This window comes from Streptomyces sp. WAC00040 (genome assembly GCF_056835925.1).
This window is the reverse complement of record NZ_JAKQZE010000001.1, coordinates 1,852,978-1,869,616: the sequence shown is the minus strand read 5'-3', so window position 1 is coordinate 1,869,616 and position 16,639 is coordinate 1,852,978. Positions and strand designations below refer to the sequence as shown.

The window sequence follows — 16,639 nt, the reverse complement described above, 5'->3', positions numbered from 1 at the left end:
GAAGCTCCCGAAGCATGATCACACAAGGCCACTTTCGAGTGACAATCCACCCCTGATCAGCACATTACCCCCGGAAAAACGTTGGTCCAATCATGGATCCGCAGCAGTCCTGGAGTCGGCACAAAGCCCTGGCGGAAGAGTTCTGTTTGCATGACAAACGGGTCAGGTTGGTGGAAGAAGCGTTGCGAGAAGCGCAGATGCACCGCAGCCGCTTACTGGCAGCCCTCGCCGTCACAGTGGGACGGGACAGGTCGGCAGCCGACCTGTTGGGCCTGCCCGAACGCGAGGTGAGATCAGCGCGCCGCGAGGTCGGCAGGACCAATGCGCGGATCGTTGCCGACGACATGCTCGACGAGCCGACGGCGTCCGACGAGAACCGTCGGGCCGCCGAGTGGTCCGGAGAGCTGGACGCCGCCCTCAGCATCGGATGGAGCCAGGGGGTCGATCTCCATGTGCTCGCCGCCCAGATCGGCACCGACGTGGCAAGCGTCGTCGCGCGGCTGAAGGAGTTGTCCACGCAGGGAATCCTGCGCGGAAACGGTGGCGGCGCACCCAAGGGGCGCCACCGTAAGCGGAGCGAGAGGGCCGACTCCCACCCGGAGGAGGCTGCTTCTCACGAACAGCAACAGCAGCCCGCGGGACCGCAGCCGGCCAACCAGGACCTGGCAGGTAGTTGGGCGGCGTGGGAGACACAGCTCACACATGGACCGACCGACTCCACTGCGGGTGCGGCCAGTGGCGTCGTCCTGGAAGGCCAGGTCTGCTCGCCCTCTCGGTACGACCACTATTAGGCAGTGAGACAGATCGTCCTCGACACGGTGGCCTGAAGCCCGTGTCGAGGACATGACCGCACACGATCTACAGGGATGGCGATCGATCGGGGCAACCGGCTGCCAGCACTCCGCGAGGTCAGCGGATCGCCTCCATGAGCATGCCAAGCAGTCGTTGTGTCGCCCCGGCTCAGCGCTGAGCCCAGGGCTACAGCGCTTCCCTGGAAGGCGTGATGGGCTCGCCCGCCTTACGCACGGGAGGCAACACGCTCCAGGGGAAGTTGATCCATTCGTCGGTCCGCTTCCACACGTACTCGCACTTCACGAGAGAGTGCGACTTCTCGTAGATCACCGCGCTGCGCACCTCGGCGACGTGGTCGAGGCAGAAGTCATGGACGAGCTTGAGCGTCTTGCCGGTGTCGGCGACGTCGTCCGCGATGAGGACCTTCTTGTTGGAGAAGTCGATGGCGTTGGGCACCGGCGCCAGCATGACCGGCATCTCCAGCGTGGTCCCCACACCGGTGTAGAACTCCACGTTCACCAGGTGGATGTTCTTGCAGTCAAGCGCGTACGCCAGTCCGCCGGCCACGAACACACCGCCGCGGGCGATGGACAGCACGACATCGGGCTCGTATCCGTCGTCGGCGATCGTCTGCGCCAGCTCTCGGATCGCCCCGCCGAACTTCTCGTAAGTCAGGTTCTCGCGTACGTCACTCATGCGCTGAAGGTCCTCACACCTGCGTCCGATGGAAATTCATGAACGACCGCGAGGCCGTCGGCCCCCGCTGCCCCTGGTAGCGGGAGCCGTAGCGCGCGCTCCCGTACGGCTCCTCCGCGGGAGAGCTGAGCCGGAACATGCACAGCTGCCCGATCTTCATGCCCGGCCAGAGCTTGATCGGCAGCGTGGCGAGGTTCGACAGCTCGAGCGTGACATGCCCGGAGAAACCGGGGTCGATGAAGCCGGCCGTCGAGTGCGTCACAAGACCGAGCCGCCCGAGACTGGACTTGCCCTCCAGCCTCGACGCGAGGTCGTCGGGCAGCGAGATGACCTCGTACGTCGACGCCAGCACGAACTCGCCGGGATGCAGGATGAACGCCTCGTCCCCCTCCGGTTCGACGAGCCGCGTCAGGTCGGCCTGCTCGACGGCGGGGTCGATGTGGGGGTAGCGGTGATTCTCGAACACCCGGAAGTAGCGGTCCAGCCGCACATCGATGCTCGAGGGCTGCACCATGGATTCGTCATACGGATCGATGCGCACGCGCCCGGCGTCGATCTCGGCCCGGATGTCCTTGTCTGAGAGAAGCACGCCCCGAGGATACGCAGAGCGCGCGGGCCGTCCCCAATCGGACACCTGCCCGCGCGCCCCTGACACTGCTGTCGCCTGCTTATCGCCCGTCCTGCTGCCCCTGCTGCCCGTGCACCACGGGCACGGCGCTCCTCAGCCGAGCGCAGCGCGGACACCGGATGAGCCGCCCCGGCCCGATCCGGTCCGTCCCGAGCTGCTGCATCGGAAACGAAGCGGTACTGAACACATGCCCCTCGGCACAGCGGACGACCGTGCGCTCCATCAGGTCCATCAGGCCCCTTCCCCAACGAATGCGGACGAACCACACATTAGGGGATATCCAGGACAGCGCCGCACGCGGCGCTCCGCCCGCCACGGTACGCCTCAACTCCCGCGCTCCGCACCCGTGTCCATGACCCGAGGAACACGAACGCCCCGCGGCGAAATACACCGTGGGGCGAGCGATGAGGTAGAGTGTGCGACGATGCGGCACCGATCACCGGTGCGCTGTGCGGGTGTAGTTTAATGGTAGAACATGAGCTTCCCAAGCTCAGAGCGCGGGTTCGATTCCCGTCACCCGCTCCAGCAGAAAGCCCCAGGCCAGCGGCCCGGGGCTTCTTTGTTGTCCAGACCGGATCAGGCTTCGCGTGCCCGTTCCGTGCCCGATGCCTGATCATCGGGCACGGTGTCGGCCTTCTCACGCTCGGCGCGGACACGGGCATCGATCCCGTCGGCCACCTCCCGCTGCCGCTCCAGGTTCGAGTGCTGATAGATCAGCGCGGCCCGCTCGGAGGACTGCCCGGCGCGGACCATCGTGTCCTTGAGCGTGGCACCCGACTGCGTCGAGAGCGTGTGACCGGTGTGACGAAGGTCGTAGAAGCGGAAGTTCTCCGGCAGCCCGACCGCCGCGCGAGCCTTCCGCCACTTCCGCCCGAACGTGGAACGCCGGAAGGGCTTGCCCCGCTCCCCCACGAACAGCAGTCCGTCCGGCTGCTTCTCCGCGTACCAGTCGAGATGCCTCCGCAGATCCGTGTGAAGGAAGGCCGGCAGAACCACAAGGCGATTGCCCGCCTCCGACTTCGTCGGCCCCTCTGCTCGCTTCCCGGTGTTCAGCTCGGGAGCTGCTTTGCGGACCCGGATCGTCATCGTGTCGAGGTCCACGTCTCTGCGCCGGAGCTCGGCCTGTTCCTCCGGCCGCAGTGGCCCGTAAGCCCCGAGGAACACCATCAGCCTCCAGCGCGGACCGACGGCGTCAGCGAGGGCATCCACCTGTTCCACGGTGGCGATCTCCCGCTCGGCTGCCGCTTCCTTGCCTGCTCCCCTGATGCGGCACGGGTGGCGCCGGATCAGTTCGTCATCGGCTGCGGTCTCAAGGATCGCCTTCAGCAGGCGGTACGCCTTGGCGACTGTGGTGGCAGCTCCGGTGGCGGCGATTCGTTCGGCCCTCCACTCGCGTACGCGAGGCGGGGTGATCTGGACTAGGTCGTACGTGCCGAACGTTGGGAAAATGTGCAGCCGAAGCAGCCGCCGATAGAGCTCATCCGTAGTGGGCAGAACCCCTCGTTCAGCAACCCACTTCAAGGCGTACTCCTTGAAGTTGACCGCGCCGGCATCCGGGTCCCGCCAGTCGCCGCGGGTGAGATCAGCCTCAACCTGCGAGAGCCAGATTTCGGCATCCGACTTGGTGTCGAAGGTGTCCGGTGCCCGACGCCTCTCCCCGGCCGGATCGAGGTAGGACGCCGTCCAGCGGCCGGAGCGATACTGCCTCACCGCTCCGAACCGACGGAAGTTCTTGCCCTTCTTCGGTCCCTTCTTTGCCACTAAGCGGCCCTCCTCACGCGGCGACGAGGGCGGATCGGTTCAACGGTGTTGGCCTCGATGAAGGCAGAGAGGACGCTTTCGGGGATGCGGACGTGACGCCCGACCTTCACGAACCTGATGCGGCGCTCGCGATGAGCCGCCTGGGGAAACGCTCGGTCGTACCGAGGAGTTCAGCGAACTCGGACACGGACAGGTACCTCTCACGCAAGGCGCTCTCCTCCCGGTGCGGACTCGGGACCGGACAGCCCGGACAGCTCGATTTCTGACTGTCCGGGTCGTTCTTGCAGGTCAGATGTGGGCGGGGTCGCAGATGATCCGGATCTCGAACATGGTCAGTTCTCCTTGGGTGTGGTGGTGGGCAGTTCGGGCAGTCCCGCGCGGGTGAGTTCCGTCGGATCGAAGCCGGGGAGCATGGCGCGGGCGGTCATGGCTTCGGCGAGCGCGGCGGCGTAGGCGGCGCCCTCGCGGGCCACCTCGATCTGCGTGCGCGACCGCATGGCCTCGATGCGCTCGATGTGGCCGTGGTCCTCGCGCTTCTCCGACATGCACCGCTCGAAGGTCACGGTGTCGCGGCGGTCGGTCCGCCAGTAGCGGGCGGCGAGCCCGTAGGCGACGGCGGTGGCCAGCGCCCACAGCAGCAGCGGGAGCGAGAGGCCGTCGGCGTATCCGGCGACCCCGGCGAGCGCGAGCCCCCCGGAGGCGGCGAAGCACGTACCGGCGAGGACTCCGTCACCGGCCCGGCCGACGGACGCGCAGACGCCGGCCGCCGCGGCTCCGGTGGCAAGCACGACCATGAGCGTGGCGTTGCCGACGGAGTGTTCGGCGCCGTTGGCGTTCCAGATCCGCCCGAGGATGAGCACGGTGGATGTGGCGACGGCGGGCGCGGCCTTGGGGGCGAGGACGGTGAGCGGGTGGCGGACGGTGATGGGCTGGTTCATCGCGTCTCTCCTCAGGTGATCTGTTGGATGGCGTCGATGACAGCTGTGGTGAGCTGGGAGATGGGCCCGGCCGCGCCGGTGGAGGCGAGGAAGAACCCGAACGCTGCGGCGACGAACGCGGAGCCGTAGCCGAGGGTCTTGGAGCGCAGGAGGAAGAACAGGACGAGCCCGAACAGGGCGACGAGTGAGACGGTCACGGCCATGCGGAAACTCCTGTGACGGTGGGTCGGTGACGGCGGATAGGGTGCGGGCACTCCGGGTGCTGACAAGCTCGGGGTCTTGGGCCGACGGTGCGCCCGCCTAGCTCCTGCTCGGAGCGGGGTACGTCTCATGACGGGCACCGTCGGCCGCTTCGCGTCCACGTCAGCGGGTGCCGTCGCGGTAGGCGCGGGCCCAGAGGTTGTAGAGGTGGCGGCCGACGCGGATGCGTTTGCCGGTGGCCTTGCAGCGGCGGCAGTCCTTGCCGCGCTTCATGCGGCCTTTGCGGTCGGTGGTGATCGCGTGGCCCATGCCGCGGCACTTGCGGCAGTCGCCGAACGGCGATCCCGCACACACCCCGACGTAACACAGGGTGATGGCGAGTAGGCAGGCGATAGCGAGCAGGGCAGGGGTCATGACGGGCCCTCCCAGGCGGGTTTCGGGGGTTCTCGGAGGTGGGCCGCTATCCGCTAGCAGCCTGATCAGGTGCGGTGTGGGGGCTAGCGGGGCCGCTAACGTAGCGGGGTGTGCCGCTAGCGCTAGCGGCCCCGGACGGTCAGCCCGCGTCCCGCTTTCGGTCACGCTCCGCAATCGCTGTGGTGATGTGGGAGCGGTCGATACCGCGCCAGTTGACGACCTTGCCGTCCACGCGGCGGCCCACCTGGATGGTGGTGATCCGGTGCGGCTTGAGCGCTGCGGCGAGCGCGTCGGGGTCCCAGCCGTCGTAGACCTCCGGGCGGGGCTCCGCGAGCCGTGCCACGACAGTCTCGGACCACACCTTCGTCTCCTTGGCCGTGACGACGGCGAGGGTCTCGGCGAGCAGGTCGTAGCCGCTGACCACCGTCTCCGGCTCCTCCCCGAGGGCGTGGCCGGAGAGCAGGCCGGCCTTCTCCCGCAGCGCGCGGGCGCGGGCGGCGACGGTGTCGGCGGCCGTCGACGTAGACGGAGGAGACGATCCGGGCATCGGAGCCTTCGCCCACGAAGTAGTGGATGCCCTTGTCTCCCCAGGCGAACATCGTCGCCCGCACCCCGCGCTTGTAGCTCGAGGTGCCGAGGACCATGTCGTTCTCCAGCTGACCCATGACCTTCAGGCACCAACGGGCCGACGCATTCGCGGAGATGCCGGTCGGCAGGGCCTTGGCCTCCGGCCGCTGCGTGGCCAGCAGAAGCACGATTCCGGTGGCCGGTCCGCGCTTGACCAGGTCGGTGGCGATCTCCTCGAACTCGTCCTTGTACTTCGGGTGCTCGAAGAGGACCTGGCACTCGTCCACGCCGACCACGATGGGATGCAGCCCCAACGAGCGCTTGTCCGCGAGCTGGCTGGTCACCTTGGACTCCGGGCAGATGTCCCGCGGCAGTGAGCGGATCACCTTCGTGCGGCGGCGCAGCTCCTCGCGCAGGGCGCGGAAGTCGGCGATGGCGTACTCGATCGACTCGTCGTCGTCGCCCGCGGCGTGACGGTGTGAGACCGCGTTGCCCACCGGGTCCAGGCGCCGGTTCCCTTCATGTCGTACGTGTGCAACTCCGCCTGCGGGTCCAGTGCCGCAATCAGCAGCAGCAGGCGGAGCAGGAACGTCTTGCCCATGCGGGGGATCGCGCCGATGATCCCCGCGATGTACATCAGGGTCACCTCGACCCAGCGTCCGCGCTGGTCGGTGCCGTAGGCGACCGGCTTGAACAGGTCCACCGAACACGAGCTGAGCAGGGGCCACTTGGGCTTGCGGGCGGTGGACATGTCCTGGTCGCCGACCCACAGGACCATGTGGGCGGTGTGCTCGTCCGGCACCGCCTCCGGCCACACGCACCCCAGCGGCCGGCGCAGGCCCGAGGCGAGGCGTTCGCGGCGCTCGATGATGTCCGTGACCGTCACGCCGCGCGAGTCACCTGGGTTCAGATCCCACACCCACCGCGTGTAGCCACATAAGGGTGAGAAGGGGTGCCCGGGGAATCCGGGCACCCCCTCTCGCGTTCGAACTGTCTCACGATTTCTCGCCTGTGCCTCGGTTCTGATCAGGCGTTGTCCCCCCAGGCGTCCCCCGGGCTGCTGGTGGTCCGATCCAATGTAGCCACGTCTATAGGCACGGGGGGTGTTACAGAGGGCGCCAGGGCGTATCCGAGCGTGCTCAGAATGGCCCGGGCAATGGAAACCGGCTAAGGCAGCCATGAAGGATTGAGCAGGGGCGCACCGGTGTGCAAAGAGGCGGTGCCTGGCGGCCGCGGGGCACCTCCATCGCGGGCTGCCCGGCCTCGAGGTCAAAAGGGTGTCGGCGCCGGGCACACCATGCCGTTCACCGCCGGCGCGCCCGGCACCCCTGATCTCCACGCGGTCTCCGGCCAGCGCGGCCACCACCACGCCGACGTGCTGCTCCGCCAGGCGGCTGGCGGTCTCGGCCGCCTCCGTCCGCAGCCGCTCGCTCTCGCTCGCGGCCTCGCCGACGAGCTGAGTGGAGGGAACGGTTCGGCGCTTCCGGTCGTGACAGTGGTCGAGAGGCCGCGCCGGCATCCGTGCGCTGGCGCCATAACTACTCGGGAGGCTTCATGTCAGCTGTCGGCGGGCCGGTCCTTTCGGCGGAAACCTCCTGTGCCCGGGCTCGTTTCGACGGCGACACCGTCACCGTGCAGCGTCGGCTCGCTCCCATCCTGCCGTGGCGGCCGCCGGTCACGTACCCGGTCACGCAGGTGCTGGGTGCGGAGCTGGTCTGGCTGGGAGGTGAGGGGGAGCGGCGGCGGTTCGAGCTGTGCCTGTCAGGGCATGCGCCGACCGTGACGTTCGCCGTGCCGATCGGTCGGAACCCCCACCGCTGGCCAGGCAGCTCGCGGGAGGCGCAGTGGAGCACGCTAGTCGGCACTGTGAACAGGGCGTCGGGGCAGTGGATGCGCCGTGTGCTCGACGCGACGATCGGGACGGGCCCGTGGAGCCAAGAGGTGTGGCACCGGGCGGAGACGCTGGCCCCGGAGCTGCATGTGTTCACCGAATGGGCCGGCGACGTATCGCCCTTCGGGGGCCGCACGGCGCGTTCCCATCGGGAGGTGATCGAGACCGGGGTGCTTGGTCCGCTCCGCGGCGATGCGTGGTGGAGCGGTTTCCGTGCCGACGCCTCCCCGCTGGACCGGGTGCAGGCCGAGGCGTGGCACAACCTGATCGGCCTGCTGGACCCCGGCGCGCTCTTCCTCGGCCCGGCGGGGGACGGCACGGTCGGCCACATCCCCGACGGTGACGTATGAGGCCCGGCCCCCGAAGAAGCCCGTGCCAGGGCGCCGGCCGTTGTCGATGTCGTCCTGGCGCGACCACTTCGACAACGTGACCGGATGGATGCCGAGATCAACGGCGGTCTGCTTCTGTTCTTTTCCTGCCCGCACCAACGCGATGGCGCGGGCGCGGAACTCAGCGGGGTAGGCGCGGGGCATGTCGGGCAGCCTTTCGTGAAGGCCGTCAGTTAGCCAGCAGAACTGGAACCTGAGAGGTGGGGCAGGTCAACCTGTCACCCAAACCTGCAGCAGACCCAACGCCGTTGATGTCAACTGGTGAAGTCAGCTTGGATGGCCGCATGAAACACGTCGAAGCCGAGCTGTTCACGGACGGCGGAAACAACGCTGTGGTCCGGCTGTCGCCCCGCCGGTTCCCCGGTGTCCTGATCCAGGGCGACTCACTCTCCATCATCCGCAGCGAAGTTGCCGAAGTGGTGGCCGCCTGCGACCAGGGCGACATCGCTGGTGCACGGGAAGCCGCTGGCCTCCTGCTCGCCGGCCTCGACGAGCTCTTGGCGCGGTACGCCGCTGCCCTGGAGGCTCACGAGATCCCGCGGCCGTACTGAGTCGCCGAGACCTGAGCTTGGGAATCACGGCCCGTTGGCCATCGAGTGCGGCGCTGAGCTGGACAGACACTCCGCTGCTGTCATGGCGAAGGCTGTTGCGGCATACCCGTGTTGACCGTGATTCACCGCTCGATCTGGCACGCCTCTGGCACGCCGACACCTGCTTTGTAAGTTCGATCACCGGGCTGTGCGGCCTGCTCCGTCCCTCATGACGCTGAGGGTTCCCAGCGCCCTTGTGGCTGTTTCGGTCCGTTGCCGTCCGGGGGCGTTGATGTCATCCGTTGATGTCAGTTCGCGGAGCATCGGCGGTTCGCCAGTCGTCGCAGCCTACGGCGGCGCTGTCCCGCTGCGCGCTGCTGAGCTCTCACGATGGCAACTGTCTGCGGATCACTGATGAGGTCGTAGTTGTGCATCAAGAACGCGTCGTCGTCCTCGGCAAGCAGGCACCGCAAAGTGTCGATGTGACGCTCAGGGCTGGTGAGTAGCCGCTTCGACTCCAGCCACGCGGCCGAACCACCATCGTCTTCCAACACGGGCCTACCGTAGTCAGCCGGCCCGGCTTCGTCGTACCAGTTCTCCGGGCTTGGGCATGGTGCTACCAGTGTCGCAGATCCAATCAGGTGACCTGTGGCTGTCGCCTGCTACGGCTGTCGTTAGTAGTCGTCACCGGTCGCCGCTGAGCGGCCTCGGACGACCCAGAGACGGCCCAGCGGAGATCACTCGTCGGCTGCCGGTCACTCATCAAGCCGGACCTTGACCTGGCGGTTGCGGGCGGTGGGCCAGAGGACCTCCCCATCAACCAGGGCCTTAGCTTCCTGATCGGGTTGCCGCCGAGGGAAGGCCCGTCTCCATCAGGAGGATGCCGGTAAGCGTGAATCGCACTACTTATCCCTATCCTGCATCCATGATTATCGACTACGCGGCAGTGTTCCAAGCACTGCCGGGCGCGGTCGCTCTGCTGACTCCCGAGCTGGTCTTCGCCGACGCCAACCTCGCGTGGCTGCGCCAGGCCGGACGCAGCCGCGACCAAGTGGTGGGCCGCTACCTCTTCGACGCCTTCCCCGGCACTCCGCGGGACCCGGCAGCCTCCGACGCCCGCCACCTGGAGGCATCCCTGCGCGCGGTCCTGGCCAACCGCAAGATCGACATGGACCTGCAGCGCTACGACGTGGAATCCGCGCAGCGCCCCGGCCATTGGGAGGAACGCTACTGGAGCGTGGTCAACGCGCCCGTCTTCGCGCCCGACGGCCAGATCGCCCTGGTGATCCACCGCGTCGAGGAAGTCACTGAACTCCTGCGCGCCACCAGCCGGCCGGACGGCTCACTCCAGCTCGAGGCCGAGCTCTTCAGCCGGATGCGGCAGCTGCACGAAATCAACGAGCACCTGCGTCGCGCCCACGCCCGCGAGCGTGAGGTCGCCCTCGCCCTGCAGCGCGCCATGCTCCCCGTTCCGCCCTCGATCGGCCATCACCGGTTCGCCGTCCGCTACCGGCCCGCGGTCGGCTCCCTCAATGTCTGTGGCGACTGGTACGACCTGGTCCAACTACAGGACGGCGACAAGATCGCCGTGGCCGTGGGCGATGTCGTCGGCCACGGCCTGGAGGCCGCAGGCATCATGGGCCAGCTCCGCAGCGCCCTGTCCGCCACCTCCCTGGTCGCCACCGGCCCCGCACAGGCCCTCGAGGTCCTCGCCCGGTACGCGCATTGCGTCACCGGCGCCGAGTCGACCACCGCGGTGACCGCCTTCATCGACTTCAGCCGCCACCTCATCACCTACTCCAGCGCCGGCCACCCCCCTCCGGTCCTTCTTCGCGCCGACGGCACTGTGGAGTTTTTGGACCAGGCGACCGATCCGCCGCTGGATGCCGTCTTCGAGTCCAGCCCCCGGCCGGAAGCCACCACCACCTTCACCGACGGCGGCACCCTCCTGCTCTACACCGACGGCCTCATCGAACGCCGCCACCAGGACATCGACACCGGACTCAGCCAGCTCGCCGACGCCCTGATCCGCCACAAGGAACGCACCACCCCCGAAGCACTCGCCGATGCCGTGATGAACGACCTGATCCCCGCCGAAGGCGTCACAGACGACACCGCCCTGGTCGTCGTCAGCCTGTGAGGCGTCTCAGTGATCGCACGGCAGGTCTCCGCCCGCCGATACAGCACAAGACCCGCACCACCCGAAGAGACGACGCGGTCTCTCCCCAGCGGCTGCAACTCCACCTGTCAGGCGGCCCAGAACTTCCAGTCGCCTGCCGAGCGACTTTGAAAACGGCTCACCAACGAAATTCGCTGATTTGCAGAAACGAGGGGCACGCGTCGCAAGAGCCCCACGCCTAGAAGTGGGGAGCTTCCCGTCTGACCCGCGAAGATTCCCAGCCTTGAGCCCGATGCGCGGGCGTGCGCCACTGGCTTGGCTTATGTCCGTCACAGTCTGTCCGGCATCCGCAACACCGATGACCGCCCAATGCATCCAAAAAGGCATTAACCAAAAAGAGGCACAGGGCCCCTTCGAGGGGGATGTCAGGCTGCTTCCATCACGGTTCCGGAGGGGCAGACCGGCATCCCAGCCACTCACCTCAACCCACCACTCTCCCCACCGCCACACCCCACCGGCCGGCACCCGCGTACGGCCCCCTCCATCCCGGAGCCTGAGCGCCCCCGCCGGAGGCATCGTCTTGACCCGCACTCGCGTACCGCCTCGGACACCTCGTGGGGGTCACGTCCGCTGGAGTGGTGTATCGACGGCCACTCGGTGATCTCGTTTTGAGGCTATGCGGTGAGTTCGGTGGGCAGGACGGTGTCGTCGGATTCTGACTCGATCGGGTGGAGGCGGGCCTTGGCCAACAGCTCGCGGCCCATGTAGCGGCGAGCCTCGGTCCACTCGTCGTTCTGCTCGGCCAGGACCGCGCCGACGAGCCGGAGGACGGCGGTGCGGTCAGGGAAGATGCCGACCACGTCGGTGCGGCGGCGGATCTCCTTGTTCAGCCGCTCCTGCGGATTGTTCGACCAGATCTGCCGCCAGATCTCACGCGGGAAGGCGGTGAAGGCCAGCAGGTCGTGCTGGGCGGTGTCCAAGTGGGCTGCGGCCTTGGGGAACTTGGCCTCCAGCGCGTCTAGGACATGCCGCATCTGGGCCTTCACGGCGTCGGTGTCGGGCTGTTCGAAGACGGTCCGCAGCAGGGTCGCCACCCAGGGCTGGGCCGACTTGGGGACCTGGCTCAGCAGGTTTCTGGCGTAGTGGGTCCGGCACCGCTGCCACGACGAGCCGGGCAGGACGGCGCCAACGGCGTCGACGAGGCCGGCGTGCGCGTCGGAGATGACGAGCTGGACGCCGGTCAGGCCGCGGGCGATGAGCGAGCGCAGGAAAGCGAGCCAGCCGGCACCGTCCTCCGCCGTGGCGACGTCGATGCCGAGGATCTCGCGGTGCCCGTCCGCATTGACGCCGACGGCGATCAGCGCGTGGACGTTGATGATGCGGCCGCCTTCCCGGACCTTCTGGGTCAGTGCGTCGACCCAGACGAAGGCATACGGCCCGGCGTCCAGCGGCCGGTTGCGGAACGCGGCGACCTGCTCGTCCAGGTGCTTGGCCATCGCGGAGACCTGGGACTTCGACAGCTGGGTGACGCCCAGGGACTCGGCGAGCTTCTCGACCCGCCGAGTGGAGACCCCGAGCAGGTAGGCGGTGGCGACCACCGAGATGAGGGCCTGCTCGGCCCGACGACGACGTTCCAGGAGCCAGTGCGGGAAGTAACTGCCCTGCCGCAGCTTGGGGATGGCCAGTTCGACGGTGCCGGCCCTGGTGTCCCACTCACGCGGGCGATAGCCGTTGCGGTGGTTGACGCGTTCGTCGCTGACCTGCCCGTATTCGGCGTTGCAGAGGGCGTCGGCCTCGGCGGACATGAGCGCGTCGGCGAACGTCTTGATCATCGCGCGCAGCAGATCGGGACTCGCCGCGGCGAGGTTGTCCTCGGCGAGGGCGTGCAGGGGCAGACTGTCGGGTGCGGTCATCGTGCTGATCTCCTTCGAGCTTCGACATCTCGAAGATCAGCCGGTGGCCGTTCATCTATGCGGGCACCATCCCGATGCCGGAGCAAACCCCCGGATCAGGTCGAACCCGTACACCACTTCCCAGGACGCAACCCTCGTGGGTTCGCCACCCATCAACCCGAGCCGTAGGCGTGCGGCCGGCGGCCGGGCTGGAGCGGGGCGCAGACAGGAGCGCAGGCCCGGGCGACGGGCCGCCTACCGCGCTCTCGACAATCGCCAGGACCCGAGCCGAGATCTCCGTCGCCGCCCCAAGGACGGTCCGCAGCAACGACCTCGTGTGTCCGGACTGTCCGGCTGTCCGGTTGGCACTCTGACCTGCGCAAACCACCCGGACACTCGAAACTAAGGCTGTCCGGGGTGTCCGGCAACAGGCGGCTGCAACATCCCGGTATGTTGCAGCCCGTCGGCGAAGCCGACCTCGATGGGGCGCAGGCGCCGAAGGCGACTCCCGCTGTCGCACGTGCACCACCTAGCACCACTCAGGGCGGACAGTCACGGTCAACTGCGGTGATGTCGAGCGGCAATCACAGCACTGCTCCAGCGTGGTTCTTGCAGGTCAGCCCACAACCCGGTGACCGCATTCTCTGGATTCCCAAGCTCAGAGCGCGGGTTCGATTCCCGTCACCCGCTCCACGCAGAAGGCCCAGGTCATAGACCCGGCTTGAGGACAGCAGGCCTGTTGCCTGGCGTAGCGCCAACTGCCGCACCTCAGAGCGTCGTTCCCGCGCTCATGTCCTCCGCTCCCCGTGGAGCCCTGAGGTGCTGTCGGTGGGGTCTTCTACTGTCACGCCTCATGGGAAACCACTTTCAGACCGTCGTCGACTTGGATGCCACGCCGGCAGACGCGGCGGCCCTCGCTGCTCGCGGCCTTGACTGGCTCGTCAGGGAAGGGATAGTCCGCGCCGAGCGCACGGACTGTGTTCTCGGCGCCCCGCTGGGGCACCCGCCCGGTCCGCTCTGGGCCAAGGCGGTGGGGCAAGTGGACTGGGAGCCCAGCGACGGACTCAAGATCGAGACGGGCCGAACCGTCTTCCACGGCGGGCAGGGCGACGCCATGTACGCCGTGTGCCCTCACTGTGCCGCCCGCGTGGACCTGTACACCGATGAGTGGGACATGATCGAGGCTGCCTGGGAGCCCTTCAGCAGGGCCATCCACACCTGGTACGACACGGGCCGAGCCGCCGTTACCTGCCCACGCTGTGATCGAGCCGGTGGCCTGACCGCGTGGGCCTTCGAGGACGACTACTACGCATTCGGCTACCTGGGCTTCGAGTTCTGGGACTGGCCCGAGTTCAGCCCCGGCTTTCTTGAACGATTCGCACGCGCGCTGGGTGGCCATCGCACGGTCCTGGTGGGAGGCAAACTCTGAGGAACGGGATGCGCGCGACCGCTCACCGGCCCGCCTTCCGGCTGGGCCTTTCGTACCACCCGGCCCGGTAGGCGGCGGGGCGCCCGCGCTCCGCGCGGCGGACCGCGGGGGTCATCACCGTCGCGGCGGCCAGGAGGACCGCTCCCAGGAGTAGCCAGCCCGCCGGGCCGAAGGTGACCAGCAAAGTGGTGGCCAGGGCCGGGCCCAGCGTGCGGGCCACCGGGATGCCGGAGCCGAAGAAGCCCTGGTACTGGCCGATCCGGTCGGGCGGTGCGAGGGAGAAGCTGATCTGCCACGCGCCGGCCGAGTGCTGCATCTCCGCGACGACCTGGAGCGCCGCCCCGAAGGTCAGTACGGCGAGCGCCGACCAGGCGGAGAGGCCGGACAAGGCGGTCGTGGCGAAGACCGCGCACGACGCGAGCATCACAAGTCCCGATCTGCGGACGGCGCGGGTCGCCGTCGCGGTGTCGGTCACCTTCCGGGCCACGCGGACCTGGCAGAGCGTCACCGCCAGGGTGTTGAGGACGAAGAGCGCCGACACCGTCCAGTCCGGCGCCTCCGTACGCTCGGCGATCCACAGCGGCAGGGCCAGACTGAGCAGCGGCAGTCGGAGCAGCAGGACTGCGTTCAGCAGCGTGACCAGCACGTAGGGGCGGTCGCGCAGCACCGCGAGGCCTGGTTTGCCCGGCACGGTGCCCGCGCCCGGCGGCATGGGCAGTACCCGAGGCAGCCGGTGCAGGATCAGCGCGCACGCCAGGAAGCAGGCCGCGTCGAGGGCGAAGACGGCGAGGTAGGCCGCGCGGGTGCCGGCGTGCAGGGCGAGCCCGCCGAGAGCGGCCCCTACGGCGAGCCCCGCGTTGAGCGTGGCTTGGAGCCGCGCCAGAACGCCTGTGCGCTCCGACGGTTCGACCAGCCCTGCGAGCAGCGCCTGCCGGGCGGCCGCGAGTCCGCACTGGGCCGTGGTGTACAGGCAGGCGGCGACGAGGAACGGCACGAAGGAGCGTATGAAGAGGAACGCGACGACCGTGGCGCTCGTCGCCAGAGCCAGCAGCAACGCGGTGCCGCGCGGCCCCCGGCGGTCCGCGAGCTGCCCGAGCGGTACGCCGGCAAGGGAACCCACGCCCCAGGCCGTCGTCAGGCCGAGGCCGATCTGCCCGGCCGACAGCCCGACGACCTGTGAGAAGTACAGAGCCGAGCAGGTGTAGAAGGCTCCGTCCCCGATGGAGTTGGCCAACTGCGCGGCGGCGAGCACACGAGGCGCGGCTCGATCCGTGGACGTCTGACGCGGTGGCGAAACAGGCATGCTCATGACGTTAGACGCGTGATCACGGGCTGCCTTGGGCCAGTTCTTGTGCCGGTTCGAGGGCCATTCACGCTGCGGTGCCCTGGGCCCGGGCTCTCCGTCCAGGGCTGCGTGCGGGTGCGTCACAGGAGGGCCTCTGCGATCGGCCCGGCCGCAGAGGCCTGCGGCTCGCTCACCATGTCTTCGTGCGACCGGCCATGTAGGCGAGGTGGCGAGAGTTCGAGGTCCTCCGCCGTCAGCGGCCGGCGTGGTCGGCGAGTTCCAGAACTTTGCAGGCGTCCGCCCGCTCCCGGACGGCGAAGGCTGCCTCGGCCGCGCTCCGGATCGTCGGTCACGGCCATGACGGTCGCCTGCCGCGCTCCGCATCATGGCGCTTTCCTGATCGGCCCGGGGGTGCGGTGCCCATCGCGTCCGGCCGCCCGCGCGCCGCTCCACCGCGGACGGGAGGGCGGGGCTACGTGGTGCGCCTGCGCCGACGTCCGTCTCGTGTCAGAAACGCGATCAGGGCGGACACGCCGGCGGTCACGGCGACGCTGCCGGCCATGACCATCAGCACGCCGACCATGAAGAGGCCGCTGGCGTCGTCCGACCAGTCGAAATAGGCCGCGGCGGTCAGACCGACCGGGATGCCGGCCACGGCCGCTATGAAGTTCCGGGACACCGCCCCGTACACCAGCGCCAGCAGGGTCAGCACCAGGCCGATCACCTGCCACGCCTCGTACGGGCCGGTCGTGGAGCCGTCCGGCTGCACGTCGCGCTGCTGGTCCCAGCCCAGCCAGGCGGCCCATGCCCCGACGGAGACGGCGGCCAGTACGAGGCCTGCCGCCAGCTGGGGAACGATTTTCGCAAGTCCTTGTCGCATGGCTCAAGCGTCCCGGCTGCTGCCGGGACGGGCCAGGGCGCACGTACTCAGTTCCGACCAGGTACTTCGACGCGGATGACCGCTTCCTGGCTTCGCGCGCGTGCAGGAAGAGAGGTGAGCTGCCGGCCGGGGCCGCATGGTGATCCGGTCGGAGGACGGCGGTGTCTGCCGGGTCCGTGCACGGCAGGTTGGTGGCCTCTCGTGTGCGATCGCCGGTAAGTCAGTGT

At 68.4% G+C, this 16,639-nt stretch carries 17 protein-coding genes, 1 tRNA gene and 3 pseudogenes; 7 read left to right on the top strand and 14 right to left on the bottom strand.

Features of this window, described 5'->3' with window-relative positions; all coding sequences use genetic code 11:
* The first annotated feature begins 197 nt into the window (after positions 1-197).
* Positions 198-791, top strand: coding sequence for a hypothetical protein (locus MDN94_RS08640; protein WP_482725298.1), 594 nt, complete (start codon positions 198-200; stop codon positions 789-791).
* Between the two features lie 187 nt (positions 792-978).
* On the opposite strand, the gene MDN94_RS08635 is transcribed toward MDN94_RS08640, so the two are convergent.
* From MDN94_RS08635 to MDN94_RS08625, 3 genes are all read right to left on the bottom strand, one after another.
* On the bottom strand, positions 979-1,488 hold the full coding sequence (locus MDN94_RS08635; protein ID WP_482725297.1) for a phosphoribosyltransferase: 510 nt from the start codon (positions 1,486-1,488) through the stop codon (positions 979-981).
* Positions 1,489-1,501: 13 nt separating this feature from the next.
* Positions 1,502-2,077, bottom strand: coding sequence for a dCTP deaminase (dcd, locus tag MDN94_RS08630; RefSeq protein ID WP_005314571.1), 576 nt, complete (start codon positions 2,075-2,077; stop codon positions 1,502-1,504).
* A 79-nt stretch (positions 2,078-2,156) separates the two neighbouring features.
* Positions 2,157-2,348, bottom strand: a complete 192-nt coding sequence (locus MDN94_RS08625) for a hypothetical protein (protein WP_482725296.1) — start codon at positions 2,346-2,348, stop codon at positions 2,157-2,159.
* A gap of 219 nt (positions 2,349-2,567) precedes the next feature.
* Here MDN94_RS08625 and MDN94_RS08620 point away from each other — a divergent pair.
* A tRNA-Gly gene (locus MDN94_RS08620) sits at positions 2,568-2,641 on the top strand.
* Positions 2,642-2,692: 51 nt separating this feature from the next.
* Here the strand turns inward: MDN94_RS08620 and MDN94_RS08615 are convergent.
* From MDN94_RS08615 to MDN94_RS08590, 6 genes and pseudogenes are all read right to left on the bottom strand, one after another.
* Positions 2,693-3,877, bottom strand: coding sequence for a tyrosine-type recombinase/integrase (locus MDN94_RS08615; RefSeq protein WP_482725295.1), 1,185 nt, complete (start codon positions 3,875-3,877; stop codon positions 2,693-2,695).
* Positions 3,877-4,085, bottom strand: a pseudogene (locus tag MDN94_RS08610) (excisionase family DNA-binding protein). The gene MDN94_RS08615 and the pseudogene MDN94_RS08610 overlap by 1 nt, the downstream one beginning before the upstream one ends.
* Before the next feature lie 124 nt (positions 4,086-4,209).
* Positions 4,210-4,815 (bottom strand): hypothetical protein, encoded by a 606-nt coding sequence (locus tag MDN94_RS08605; RefSeq protein WP_482725294.1) that lies wholly within the window; start codon positions 4,813-4,815, stop codon positions 4,210-4,212.
* Between the two features lie 11 nt (positions 4,816-4,826).
* A complete protein-coding gene (locus MDN94_RS08600) occupies positions 4,827-5,018 on the bottom strand; it encodes a hypothetical protein (RefSeq protein WP_482725293.1) in 192 nt (63 codons plus the stop codon).
* 160 nt (positions 5,019-5,178) lie between these two features.
* Positions 5,179-5,430: a hypothetical protein gene (locus tag MDN94_RS08595; RefSeq protein WP_482725292.1), complete on the bottom strand. Its 252-nt coding sequence runs from the start codon at positions 5,428-5,430 to the stop codon at positions 5,179-5,181.
* A 139-nt stretch (positions 5,431-5,569) separates the two neighbouring features.
* Positions 5,570-6,886, bottom strand: a pseudogene (locus MDN94_RS08590) (cell division protein FtsK); the annotation flags it as partial.
* 665 nt (positions 6,887-7,551) lie between these two features.
* Here MDN94_RS08590 and MDN94_RS08585 point away from each other — a divergent pair.
* Positions 7,552-8,238, top strand: coding sequence for a hypothetical protein (locus MDN94_RS08585; RefSeq protein ID WP_482727120.1), 687 nt, complete (start codon positions 7,552-7,554; stop codon positions 8,236-8,238).
* A 21-nt stretch (positions 8,239-8,259) separates the two neighbouring features.
* Here the strand turns inward: MDN94_RS08585 and MDN94_RS08580 are convergent.
* Positions 8,260-8,373, bottom strand: a pseudogene (locus MDN94_RS08580) (hypothetical protein); the annotation flags it as partial.
* On the opposite strand from MDN94_RS08580, the gene MDN94_RS08575 reads away from it, so the two are divergent.
* Together MDN94_RS08575 and MDN94_RS08570 are read left to right on the top strand one after the other, a co-directional pair.
* Complete coding sequence (locus MDN94_RS08575) at positions 8,323-8,454, top strand: hypothetical protein (protein WP_482727119.1); 132 nt, start codon at positions 8,323-8,325, stop codon at positions 8,452-8,454. The pseudogene MDN94_RS08580 and the gene MDN94_RS08575 overlap by 51 nt on opposite strands.
* A gap of 107 nt (positions 8,455-8,561) precedes the next feature.
* Positions 8,562-8,828, top strand: a complete 267-nt coding sequence (locus MDN94_RS08570) for a DUF6959 family protein (protein ID WP_482725291.1) — start codon at positions 8,562-8,564, stop codon at positions 8,826-8,828.
* Between the two features lie 287 nt (positions 8,829-9,115).
* On the opposite strand, the gene MDN94_RS08565 is transcribed toward MDN94_RS08570, so the two are convergent.
* On the bottom strand, positions 9,116-9,361 hold the full coding sequence (locus MDN94_RS08565) for a hypothetical protein (RefSeq protein WP_482725290.1): 246 nt from the start codon (positions 9,359-9,361) through the stop codon (positions 9,116-9,118).
* Between the two features lie 371 nt (positions 9,362-9,732).
* Here MDN94_RS08565 and MDN94_RS08560 point away from each other — a divergent pair, with 371 nt between their 5' ends.
* Positions 9,733-10,947 carry a PP2C family protein-serine/threonine phosphatase gene (locus MDN94_RS08560; protein ID WP_482725289.1) on the top strand — a complete coding sequence of 405 codons (1,215 nt, stop codon included), beginning with the start codon at positions 9,733-9,735 and terminating at the stop codon, positions 10,945-10,947.
* Between the two features lie 653 nt (positions 10,948-11,600).
* Here the strand turns inward: MDN94_RS08560 and MDN94_RS08555 are convergent.
* Positions 11,601-12,839, bottom strand: coding sequence for an IS256 family transposase (locus tag MDN94_RS08555; RefSeq protein ID WP_482725288.1), 1,239 nt, complete (start codon positions 12,837-12,839; stop codon positions 11,601-11,603).
* 832 nt (positions 12,840-13,671) lie between these two features.
* Here MDN94_RS08555 and MDN94_RS08550 point away from each other — a divergent pair.
* Positions 13,672-14,247: a hypothetical protein gene (locus tag MDN94_RS08550; protein WP_482725287.1), complete on the top strand. Its 576-nt coding sequence runs from the start codon at positions 13,672-13,674 to the stop codon at positions 14,245-14,247.
* 22 nt (positions 14,248-14,269) lie between these two features.
* On the opposite strand, the gene MDN94_RS08545 is transcribed toward MDN94_RS08550, so the two are convergent.
* On the bottom strand, positions 14,270-15,550 hold the full coding sequence (locus tag MDN94_RS08545; RefSeq protein ID WP_482725286.1) for an MFS transporter: 1,281 nt from the start codon (positions 15,548-15,550) through the stop codon (positions 14,270-14,272).
* 454 nt (positions 15,551-16,004) lie between these two features.
* Positions 16,005-16,412 carry a hypothetical protein gene (locus MDN94_RS08540; RefSeq protein WP_482725285.1) on the bottom strand — a complete coding sequence of 136 codons (408 nt, stop codon included), beginning with the start codon at positions 16,410-16,412 and terminating at the stop codon, positions 16,005-16,007.
* Between the last annotated feature and the right edge of the window lie 227 nt (positions 16,413-16,639).

Coding starts and splice junctions, on each gene's coding strand:
- MDN94_RS08545 (WP_482725286.1), bottom strand. CDS start 15,550: ATGCCTGTTTCGCCACCGCGTCAGACGTCCACGGATCGAGCCGCGCCT.
- MDN94_RS08550 (WP_482725287.1), top strand. CDS start 13,672: ATGGGAAACCACTTTCAGACCGTCGTCGACTTGGATGCCACGCCGGCA.
- MDN94_RS08625 (WP_482725296.1), bottom strand. CDS start 2,348: ATGGACCTGATGGAGCGCACGGTCGTCCGCTGTGCCGAGGGGCATGTG.
- MDN94_RS08600 (WP_482725293.1), bottom strand. CDS start 5,018: ATGGCCGTGACCGTCTCACTCGTCGCCCTGTTCGGGCTCGTCCTGTTC.
- MDN94_RS08555 (WP_482725288.1), bottom strand. CDS start 12,839: ATGACCGCACCCGACAGTCTGCCCCTGCACGCCCTCGCCGAGGACAAC.
- MDN94_RS08595 (WP_482725292.1), bottom strand. CDS start 5,430: ATGACCCCTGCCCTGCTCGCTATCGCCTGCCTACTCGCCATCACCCTG.
- MDN94_RS08540 (WP_482725285.1), bottom strand. CDS start 16,412: ATGCGACAAGGACTTGCGAAAATCGTTCCCCAGCTGGCGGCAGGCCTC.
- MDN94_RS08575 (WP_482727119.1), top strand. CDS start 8,323: ATGGATGCCGAGATCAACGGCGGTCTGCTTCTGTTCTTTTCCTGCCCG.
- MDN94_RS08605 (WP_482725294.1), bottom strand. CDS start 4,815: ATGAACCAGCCCATCACCGTCCGCCACCCGCTCACCGTCCTCGCCCCC.
- MDN94_RS08635 (WP_482725297.1), bottom strand. CDS start 1,488: ATGAGTGACGTACGCGAGAACCTGACTTACGAGAAGTTCGGCGGGGCG.
- MDN94_RS08570 (WP_482725291.1), top strand. CDS start 8,562: ATGAAACACGTCGAAGCCGAGCTGTTCACGGACGGCGGAAACAACGCT.
- MDN94_RS08640 (WP_482725298.1), top strand. CDS start 198: ATGCACCGCAGCCGCTTACTGGCAGCCCTCGCCGTCACAGTGGGACGG.
- MDN94_RS08585 (WP_482727120.1), top strand. CDS start 7,552: ATGTCAGCTGTCGGCGGGCCGGTCCTTTCGGCGGAAACCTCCTGTGCC.
- MDN94_RS08560 (WP_482725289.1), top strand. CDS start 9,733: ATGATTATCGACTACGCGGCAGTGTTCCAAGCACTGCCGGGCGCGGTC.